This window comes from Pseudomonadota bacterium, from assembly GCA_030860485.1.
In the GTDB taxonomy this organism is placed as follows: Bacteria; Pseudomonadota; Gammaproteobacteria; order JACCXJ01; family JACCXJ01; genus JACCXJ01.
In genome coordinates this window covers 1-8,975 of the sequence record JALZID010000225.1, presented here as the reverse complement: position 1 = coordinate 8,975, position 8,975 = coordinate 1, and the positions used below count along the sequence as shown (strand labels likewise).

The following is an 8,975-nucleotide window of genomic DNA, read 5'->3' as shown; positions in this document are numbered from 1 at the left end:
CGCCTCCCGGATAAATCCGGGTAGCTTGCCCGAATCGGCGCTCCACGTTCAAATCGTTTACACCCACAAAGTAATGAAAGGCCTTGTCAATACAGGCTTTCCGATCGTTAGCTATCAAATCTGTCGGACACTACTGTCCACCCACCTCAAGGTAGACGGAGAGAAAGCGCAACCAGCCGCTCCTGTACCGGAGGGTCAGTAAGCAACGTGCATGGCACGCTTTGCTGGATGATCGCAGGCGAGCGACCATACTGCGAGCACGAACTTCTCACCTAAGGATAGAAAGTTCAACGCGAGTTAAGTTGTCGCCGCCCTTCCGATCGGGATGGAGACGGCGTTATCGATGGCACGGCTGGGAGCCCGCGTAGGCGGAACCGTCGTTTCGGGTTCCGACGCACGCGTGACTGGTGAATATTCTTCGACGAACCACATAGCTTTGCGCAATCCATCGGCGCCATCGGGTGTTTGGACGCTGTTTTGTCGGAACCCGATGGGGCCGGTTCCGATCTATCATGCTCAGGCCACCTCTTGCAGAGGGGTTATTTCCTGCTTCAGCCGTTCCGCCAGCGCATCCGAGGTCGTATCCAGGTCGTAGCGGTTCTTCAAGATCGGCGCAGGACTGGACGGGCCTCACGATGGCGCCGTTGACTCCAAAGCCGGCGACGTCCCCGGTGCCCCGGAGGGGCGTTTGACCTTGTCGTAGGTATCCATGAAGACCCCTTGTGCGTGGTATTTCTGCCGGACGGCGTCATACAGGCGGCAATCGAACATGCGGCGAAACTCTTCGCGCGTCAGCTCGGTCACGGCGTATAGACACTGGTAGCCACGGTGCGCGATGGCGTAGTCTTGCATCGTCCGGACGGCGCGGCGGGAATCATATGGCTCGCCTCTCAGGATCGAACCGGGCGTATACCAGGCGCCGATGTCCACGAACATCTCATAATCCTCGACCCCCTCATCCGGTTTCAAGAGGCCCTGTGGCTCGGTCCGGTGAAGCCGGTGTGGACAGAGCCAGAGCGGGTAACACTCGAAGTTGTCATGAAAGAACTCGACGCTGGCCTTAAGATTTACAATCGGCATCAGGACCTCCTGGCAGACGTGCTTATTCTCATAATAGGCGCGGATCGTTTCGCTCTGTGTCAGCTTCAGGAACGCGATCTTGGGCGGCATCATCCATCCCAGGAGATAACGAAACACCGGATGATTGCCGAAGGGGATGATGAGCTCCCCTTCCCAGAAGATGCTGCGCGTGTGACGGCGGTAATAATGTCTCAGGGGGATGTATTCATCGCCCGCGCCCCGCTCCAGAAAGGACTCGCAGTGTTTGTAGAACCAGGGTTTGAACCACCGGCCGATGGCATTGACCTTGCCGTCCTCCGGGCCATCCGCGAAATCGCCGGTGATGATCACACCGCGGTCGCGCCCGTACACGATGCCTTCGACGAACTCCGGCGGGTTGTCGCGGCAGACGATGCGGGTGAACGATTCGCAGGCGTCTTTCAAGTGGTGGGCCGGCAGATAACGGACGTGTACCCAGGGCTTGCAGCGGATGATACGAAGCTCCACGGCCACGAGGATCCCGAGCGCTCCGTACGACCACGGCAGGGCGCGGAACAGATCGGTATGCTGTAAACGTGTGGCGCGCACGAGCGTGGCATCGCCTATGACCACCTCGCAGGCCTCGACGATGTCCGCGAAGAGACCGTATCGGTGCGACGAGGCCTCGATACCGTAGCCGAGGAGCAATCCGCCGACGGTGAGGTCGTCGAGCTCCGGCACGATCGGCAGCGTCCATCCCTTGGGGATGAGGTAGCGGGTCAATTGGCCGATGCTGACGCCGGGCTCGACCCGAACGACGCACCGTTCCGTATCCAGCGCGAGGATGTCGTAGAGGGCGACGCGCACCGTGTTGTCATGCGCCTTATAACGGGCGACCCGGGGGGAGACGCTCATCCAGGGTTTGCGCGCGGTACATAGCGGCAGCCGGGTCCCCGCGGCGCGCCATTCCCCCACCTGCGCCTGGATGTCAGAGACGCGCCGCTCATGGGCCTCCGGGGCGCGACGCCAGCCGCGCTGGTAGAAACCCCGCAACGCCCAGAAGAGATTGAACGCGAGCGACAGGGGCAGCACCACCGGCACCACGAACAGCCAACGGTATCGCACCAGGAGGTCGGCCAGCTTGGTGGTGTGCGTACCCATTACCCCAGACAGCGCTCGCATCCCTGATAGAGTGGCCGCGTCCATAGCCGGTATTGCAGGATGGGTCCGACCCTCGCATCGGAGGGCAAGCGCGCCCAAAAATTAATATAAAAAGATTACCGTTCGTACACCAGGATGGGAATGTCTCGTGCCATGGTCGACCGCCCGATGGTCTTGCACGCGAGCCTGCGGGTTTCCGACCGGTTCGAAAGTGGCGTTCCCGGCTACGCCCTTCCCTGCGCCATGATGTGACTCCGCGGCAACTCTGTCAATGCGAGCCTGCGTCGCGGTATCGCCGAGTATACGGTGAATCTCCGCGAGAACCTGATCTATCAGATCACAGGGGAGCATTTGCGCCCACCCGCCTCAGGGCGAAACGCCGTGGCCAATGCAGCCTGATCGCATCGGTGTGGCTCCTTTTGGGCGAACCCTGTAATGGGATGAGCAGAGCCAATCCCAGTAGAGGCCGACCTTAATGCGTGGAATGAGGCGGGGGCCGCAAACGCCGGCGATCTCCTCGGCGCGCATTGGCCGGGGCCTGCGTCACGACCCGCTTGGTGATACCCTCCTGCGAGACCCTGAAGCGACGGAGGTACCGGTGGACCCCGGATTCACGCATCGTCCCCTGCTGGATCTCTTGGTACAGCTCATCGTGATCATCGCCTCGGCGCGGATCGGCGGTCGCACGGCGCGGCATTTCGGGCAGCCGCGGGCCGTGGGGGAGATCGTCTCCGGCATCGGGATCGGCGCCATCCTCACGAGTGGCCTCCTCCCGCTGCCGGGACCGCTCGTGGGCATGGCTTCGTCGCCGACGCTCGGGCTCCTCGCGGGGCTCGGGCTGGTGCTGGTGGTGTTCCAGATCGGTATCGAGTTCGACTTCTCCCATCTCCGAGATAGGCACAACCGCCGCGCGACCCTCCTCATCGCGACGATGGGCATCCTCGTGCCCTTCGCGTCCGGGCTGGGCCTCGGGCTATTGTCCTGGGAGCCGTTGGCCAGGGAGGCCGATCGCCTGGTCTATGTGCTGTTCGTGGCCACGGCCTTCGCCATCACCGCGCTCCCCGTGCTCGGTCGGATCCTGATTGAGCTCGACCTCCACCGCACCCGCATCGGGACCATTGCCATCGCGGCGGCCGCGGTCACCGACGTGATCGGTTGGCTCCTGCTCGGCACGGTCACGGCCCTCACCCTCCCGCGTTTCTCCGGTCCGGAGCTGGGCTTGCGTATCGCGCTCGTCGGCGCGTTCGGCGCGATGGCCTGGTGGCTCCTGCGCCCGGCCCTGTACCGGATCCTCGGGCGGGCGCGTCTCGATGAACGCGGCCTCCCCGGCGACCTCATGGCCGTCGTCCTGCTCGCGGCGCTGTGCGCCGGGGCCCTGACCGAGGCGCTCGGGATCTACGCGGTCTTCGGGGGCTTCATCGCCGGTGTCTTGCTGCACGATCACGGGCGCTTCGTGGCCGCCTGGCGGCGGCAGGTCGGCGGCTTCGTCGAGGTGTTCTTCCTGCCGCTCTTCTTCACCTACACCGGCATGCGTCTGGGCGTCACCGACCTCAACACGGGCGGGTTGTGGTCCTGGTGCGCCGTCTTCGTCCTGGCCGCCATGGCCAGCAAGCTCGCAGGCTGCTGGTGGGCGGCACGGCATACGGGTCTCGCCGAGCCCGAAGCCCTGGCCATGGGCTTCCTCATGAACACCCGCGGGCTCATGGAGCTCGTGGTGCTCAACGTCGGGCTGGACCTCGGCGTGATCCCGAGGTCCGTCTTCACCATGCTGGTCCTCATGGCCGTTCTCAGCACGGTCATCACCTGCCCCGTGCTCGAGCGCCTCGGGATCGTGCGCGGGCTCGCGCTCCGCGAGGGCGATAGGGCGTGATGGCGACGGCGCATACCCTGTGACTTTCGCCACTGATACGCCCCCGAGATTGTCCGGACTCAATCCATTTGGAAAAGACTCGGGGTGTACGCAGTGGAAACCGGTGTGGTACGCTCCGGTACAAGCAAGGTCTTCCGGGGGAGGGCAGTCGAAAATGGCGCCGATGTTTTGGAAACCGGATGTGAATGTCTACTCGTGGAACACCTTCATCGCCGTCACCTGGCCCGCCGACACCTCCACGTGCCAGGTCGATCGCAACCAACAACGCATTCGAAAGGAGTGAACCTCATGGCCTGTCCAGAAACGGCGCCGTTTGCGCTTACCCAACTCACCGAACCCCAGCAGTATGCCTCGCCGACCGCCTTGCCGCTTGGCTTCCATGCGAGCATTGCACTCTTGCTCGGGAACTGCTGTAACCTGACCTATACCCAGCTCGCCAACGGCACCACGACGCTGAGCGCGGCCGAGTTGCAGGGCCTGGGGTCTGGGGTTACCTTTACGCAGCTCGCGGGTTTCACCGTCTCCGAGTCCATCGTCGCGGGGGCCGAGATAGGAACAAGCGGCGAATATGTAACGGTCCCGGTAGGGTTTGCCCTGAGCGGTGCGATGACCTCCGGCGGTCCCGCCATGAACATCATCGCCCTGCGCGGCACTCAGACCTATAACGAATGGATCAATGATATAGACGCGGTCCCGACGCCCTTCCACGTCGGTAACAACAACGGCAACTACTATTTGAACATTGAGTTTGCTCCTTTAGGCTTGGTGCACGGCGGTTTCTACAGCCTCTACAACCAGGGAATGGACGGCGCGCAGCCCACGAAGATCGACCACGAGCTTGATCTGAAGGCCGAGTACACACGACCCCCGGCTCGATCGCCCAGCAGATCGCGACGCTATTGACGAGCTCTACATTGGATGCGGCCCTACCGCTGTACATCACCGGGCATAGCCTCGGCGGGGCCTTGGCCATACTGTGCGCCATGGACATAGGGACCAACTTCCCTAAAGGCTTTCCCGCGGGCGGCTTAGCGATGTACAACCTCGCCGGTCCTCTGGTCGCCGCCGGGTTGTCCGCGTTCAACACTAGCCTTCTGAGCGTCGATCCCAGCGTCTTCGTAACTGCTTACAGCAGTGCGGTGGCCAACAGCTACCGTATCGTGAACAGCCCGGATATCGTGCCCATCTCACCACCCGGTTGCGTCGGGCTCGGTAGCGAGCTGACTATCCAGTTCGCACACGTGACGGCCAACCCCGTCGCATACTGTGCCCAGATGGGATCTATCGGCGCGAACCACTCATGCAACGGTACCTACGTGCCTTACTTGCAGCAACTGGCCAATGGCTTCAGTCGATAAAGGCCAAGGCGGGTTGAAGCGGGCTGCAGTGCCGTGGCGGTGCCATTCTGGGTCAAGACGATGGCCTCGCCGCTTTTCCTGATGCGGGCGAGCAGTTGGCTGGCCTCGCTCTTGAGCTCGCTGAGACTGACGATGGATTCGCCCATAACGATCAAATGAAGTCCGAATTCAGCCAGATCCTAGGTCACCGGGATGCGCGGTTCAAGTCTCGACGGCTATCGGCCGCGAGCGCCCAGCCGGGCATGCGCTGCGTCGTGTCCAAGGCCGCCCGTTCAGGCGGGAAACCCCTTGCGGCCTAGCACGCGCGTCTGCGCCGATCGGTTCCGTCGTGAGGGGGTCGAGGTTTGGCGGACCACTCGATTCGGCGCCCATCCCCTGTGAAGGCCACGCCCTGACGCCCCTGTCGTGCCGGCGTTCTCTGCGGGGCCCCGGCTCTTGGTGTAGAATCCCCAAGATTCACCGCTCTGCCGCACCATGTCACAGCTCTCACGAGAACAAGTCGAGTCGGCCCTGCGTGGCTATTCGGATCCCTATCTGGGCCAGGACCTGATCTCGGCCAAGGTGGTCAAGGACATCGCGATCGAGGGGGAACGGGTCAGCATCAGGGTCGAGATCGGATACCCGATCCGGGGCATCGAATCGGCGCTCTGCGTGGCCGTGAAAGAGGCCGTCGCGAGCGCGACCGGCGCACAGGACGTCACCGTCGGCATCACCCAGAAGATCGTGGCGCACGCGGTCCAGAAGGGCACGACCGCCCTGCCGAACGTCAAGAACATCGTCGCCGTGGCCTCCGGCAAGGGCGGGGTGGGCAAGTCGACCGTGGCCGTGAACCTCGCCCTCGCCTTGCAGGCCGACGGGGCGCAGGCGGCGATCCTCGACGCGGACATCTACGGCCCGAGCCAGCCGCGCATGCTGGGCGCTCAGGGCAAGCCCGAGACCCTCGACGGGAAATCCTTCGAGCCGCTCGTGAGCTACGGCATCCAGGCCATCTCCATCGGCAACCTCATCGACGAGGAGACACCGATGATCTGGCGCGGACCGATGGTCACCTCGGCCCTGCAGCAGTTGCTGAACGACACGCGCTGGCGGGACGTGGATTATCTGGTCGTGGACCTCCCACCCGGCACCGGCGACATCCAGTTGACGCTCTGCCAGCGCATCCCGGTGAGCGGGGCGGTGATCGTGACGACCCCCCAGGACATCGCGCTGCTGGATGCCCGCAAGGCCCTCAAGATGTTCCAGAAGGTCGAGGTCCCGGTGCTCGGCGTGGTCGAGAACATGAGCGTGTATACCTGCGGGCATTGCGGGCACGAGGAGCACATCTTCGGGGAGGGCGGCGGGGCGGCCATGGCCAGGCAGTATGGCGTCGATCTGCTCGGCGCCCTGCCGCTCGAGACACGCATCCGTGAGGGCGTGGATCAGGGGCGACCGATCGTGGCCGTCGAGCCCGAATCGCGCGCCGCGGAATTATACCGGGAGATCGCGCGCAAGGTCGCGGGCAAGCTCGCGGTCCGGGCGCGGGACTATTCGGGGCGCTTTCCCAAAATCGTCATCGAAAACACCTAGAGTGTCCATCAAGTCGGACCGCTGGATCCGCCGCATGGCCGAGGCGCACGGCATGATCGTTCCCTTCGAGCCGACCCAGATCCGGCGCGACGGGGCGCTACGGATCATCAGCTACGGGACCTCTAGCTATGGCTACGATATCCGCTGTGCCGACGATTTCAAGGTCTTCACCAACATCAACTCGGCGATCGTGGACCCCAAGCAGTTCGACCAGCAGAGCTTCGTGGATGTGAAGGCCCCGGTCTGCATCATCCCGCCCAATTCCTTCGCGCTGGCCCGCACCGTGGAGTATTTTCGCATCCCGCGCAATGTGCTGACCCTGTGCCTGGGCAAGAGTACCTATGCGCGCTGCGGGATCATCGTCAATGTGACGCCGCTCGAGCCCGAATGGGAGGGGCATGTGACCCTGGAGTTTTCCAACACCACTCCCCTGCCTGCCAAGATCTACGCCAACGAGGGCGTGGCGCAGGTGATCTTCATCGAGTCCGACGAGCCCTGCGAGGTTTCCTACAAGGACCGCGGCGGGAAATACCAGGGCCAGCAGGGCGTCACGCCACCCAAGATCTAGATTTTATTACGTTGGGGCCATGCGGGCGCTGTACATCTGCGGGTCGCTGAACCAGACCAAGATGATGTACGCGGTCTCGCGCCACCTACCCGAATTCCGCGCCTTTTTCACCCCCTATTACTGCGACGGTTATCTCAGGCCCATCCATCGCATAGGCATCCTGGACTGGACGGTGATGGGCGGAAGGTTCCTGCGCCAGACGCTCGCGTTCCTGAACGAGCGGGGTATGGCCATCGACTACGAGGGCCGCCTGGGCCCTTATGATCTGGTCGTCACCTGCAGCGACCTCATCGTTCCGAAAAACGTGCGCCGCTCCAAGCTCGTGCTCGTGCAAGAGGGGATGACCGATCCCGAATCCATCCTCTATCACCTGGTTAAGATACTGCCCCTGCCGCGCTGGCTGGCCTCCACCGCGACCACCGGGCTCTCCGATGCCTACGACCTCTTTTGCGTGGCCTCGGACGGTTACCGTGACCTGTTCGTGAAAAAAGGGGTGCGCCGGGAAAAGACGCGTGTCACCGGGATCCCGAACTTCGACGATTGCCGGAGTTTCGTGGACAACGATTTCCCGCACCGGGACTACGTCCTGGCCGCGACCTCGGACCGGCGCGAGGTGTACCGCTATGAGAACCGCCGCCGCTTCATCGACAAGGTCAACCGCCTCGCCCGGGGTCGCCCGATCGTCTTCAAGTTCCACCCCAACGAGGACCACGACCGGGCCCGCCGCGAGGTCGAGCGCTATTCGCCCGGGGCCCTGATGTTCCAGGACGGCAACACCGACCACATGATCGCGAACTGCACGACCTTGGTGACGCGCTTCTCCTCGGTCGTGTACGTCGCGCTCGTGCTCGGCAAGGAGGTGCATGCCGAGGTGCCGACTGAGGAGCTCAAGCGCCTCCTGCCCCTCCAGAACGGCGGGCGATCCGCTGCCAACATCGCGGCAGAGTGTCTGGGCCTGTTCGCGTGACCCGTCCTAGCTAGCGTCTAGACCACGCCCCCATGGCCTGCAACGGCTCGCCCGGCCAGCGTGGCCATTGCGCCCGGGCTACCTTCGCCAGCGATCGACGGACCCATTCGCCCTTCGTTGCGCCCAGCACAATGGCGGTATCATCTGCCAATATCGCAAACTGCGGCTCCAGAGCACTGCCGAGGAGTGACATCGCCTGTGCAATGCGCTCGCGGTCACCCGTGGCGAATGCATGGCTGAACTGCTTTTGGAGCGTTGCTATGCGACTTATGATCTGCGAAACCCCTTCTCCCCGGACGACGGCTTCGCGGCACCCCATTCCTTTTGCGTTGTGTACGCCGCAAGGACCGCCGTGAATACGACGATGAGAAGCGGGATCCCATAGCGTAAAGAGACTCGAAACATCCTCGGTGCCCGCGTATCAAGTGGGTGGGTTACGGCGTGCAC

At 63.2% G+C, this 8,975-nt stretch carries 8 protein-coding genes; 6 read left to right on the top strand and 2 right to left on the bottom strand.

The features are described from left to right. Nucleotides 1-630 precede the first annotated feature (630 nt). Nucleotides 631-2,199, bottom strand: coding sequence for an FAD-binding protein (locus M3461_13595; protein ID MDQ3775302.1), 1,569 nt, complete (start codon nt 2,197-2,199; stop codon nt 631-633). 598 nt (nt 2,200-2,797) lie between these two features. Here M3461_13595 and M3461_13590 point away from each other — a divergent pair. The 3 genes from M3461_13590 to M3461_13580 all read left to right on the top strand — a co-directional run bounded on the left by M3461_13590 (nt 2,798) and on the right by M3461_13580 (nt 5,427). Further along, nucleotides 2,798-4,069, top strand: coding sequence for a cation:proton antiporter (locus tag M3461_13590; GenBank protein MDQ3775301.1), 1,272 nt, complete (start codon nt 2,798-2,800; stop codon nt 4,067-4,069). A gap of 288 nt (nt 4,070-4,357) precedes the next feature. Further along, nucleotides 4,358-4,972, top strand: coding sequence for a hypothetical protein (locus M3461_13585; GenBank protein MDQ3775300.1), 615 nt, complete (start codon nt 4,358-4,360; stop codon nt 4,970-4,972). 11 nt (nt 4,973-4,983) lie between these two features. Further along, nucleotides 4,984-5,427, top strand: a complete 444-nt coding sequence (locus tag M3461_13580; GenBank protein MDQ3775299.1) for a lipase family protein — start codon at nt 4,984-4,986, stop codon at nt 5,425-5,427. On the opposite strand, the gene M3461_13575 is transcribed toward M3461_13580, so the two are convergent. Beyond that, nucleotides 5,391-5,573: a type II toxin-antitoxin system Phd/YefM family antitoxin gene (locus M3461_13575; protein ID MDQ3775298.1), complete on the bottom strand. Its 183-nt coding sequence runs from the start codon at nt 5,571-5,573 to the stop codon at nt 5,391-5,393. The two genes, M3461_13580 and M3461_13575, sit on opposite strands and share 37 nt — an antisense overlap. Before the next feature lie 328 nt (nt 5,574-5,901). Between M3461_13575 and apbC the strand changes: the two genes are divergently transcribed. The 3 genes from apbC to M3461_13560 are packed head-to-tail and all read left to right on the top strand — an operon-like array spanning nt 5,902 to nt 8,528. Then, the gene (apbC, locus tag M3461_13570; GenBank protein ID MDQ3775297.1) at nt 5,902-6,993 is read left to right on the top strand and encodes an iron-sulfur cluster carrier protein ApbC; all 1,092 of its coding nucleotides are present in this window, start codon (nt 5,902-5,904) and stop codon (nt 6,991-6,993) included. A 1-nt stretch (nt 6,994) separates the two neighbouring features. Further along, complete coding sequence (gene dcd, locus M3461_13565; protein MDQ3775296.1) at nt 6,995-7,561, top strand: dCTP deaminase; 567 nt, start codon at nt 6,995-6,997, stop codon at nt 7,559-7,561. A gap of 19 nt (nt 7,562-7,580) precedes the next feature. Next, on the top strand, nt 7,581-8,528 hold the full coding sequence (locus M3461_13560) for a hypothetical protein (GenBank protein MDQ3775295.1): 948 nt from the start codon (nt 7,581-7,583) through the stop codon (nt 8,526-8,528). The last annotated feature ends 447 nt before the right edge of the window (nt 8,529-8,975 follow it).

What these genes read in the sequence shown, in the direction of transcription:
- M3461_13595 (MDQ3775302.1), bottom strand. Translation starts at nt 2,199, where the DNA reads ATGGGTACGCACACCACCAAGCTGGCCGACCTCCTGGTGCGATACCGT.
- apbC (MDQ3775297.1), top strand. Translation starts at nt 5,902, where the DNA reads ATGTCACAGCTCTCACGAGAACAAGTCGAGTCGGCCCTGCGTGGCTAT.
- M3461_13585 (MDQ3775300.1), top strand. Translation starts at nt 4,358, where the DNA reads ATGGCCTGTCCAGAAACGGCGCCGTTTGCGCTTACCCAACTCACCGAA.
- M3461_13575 (MDQ3775298.1), bottom strand. Translation starts at nt 5,573, where the DNA reads ATGGGCGAATCCATCGTCAGTCTCAGCGAGCTCAAGAGCGAGGCCAGC.
- M3461_13560 (MDQ3775295.1), top strand. Translation starts at nt 7,581, where the DNA reads ATGCGGGCGCTGTACATCTGCGGGTCGCTGAACCAGACCAAGATGATG.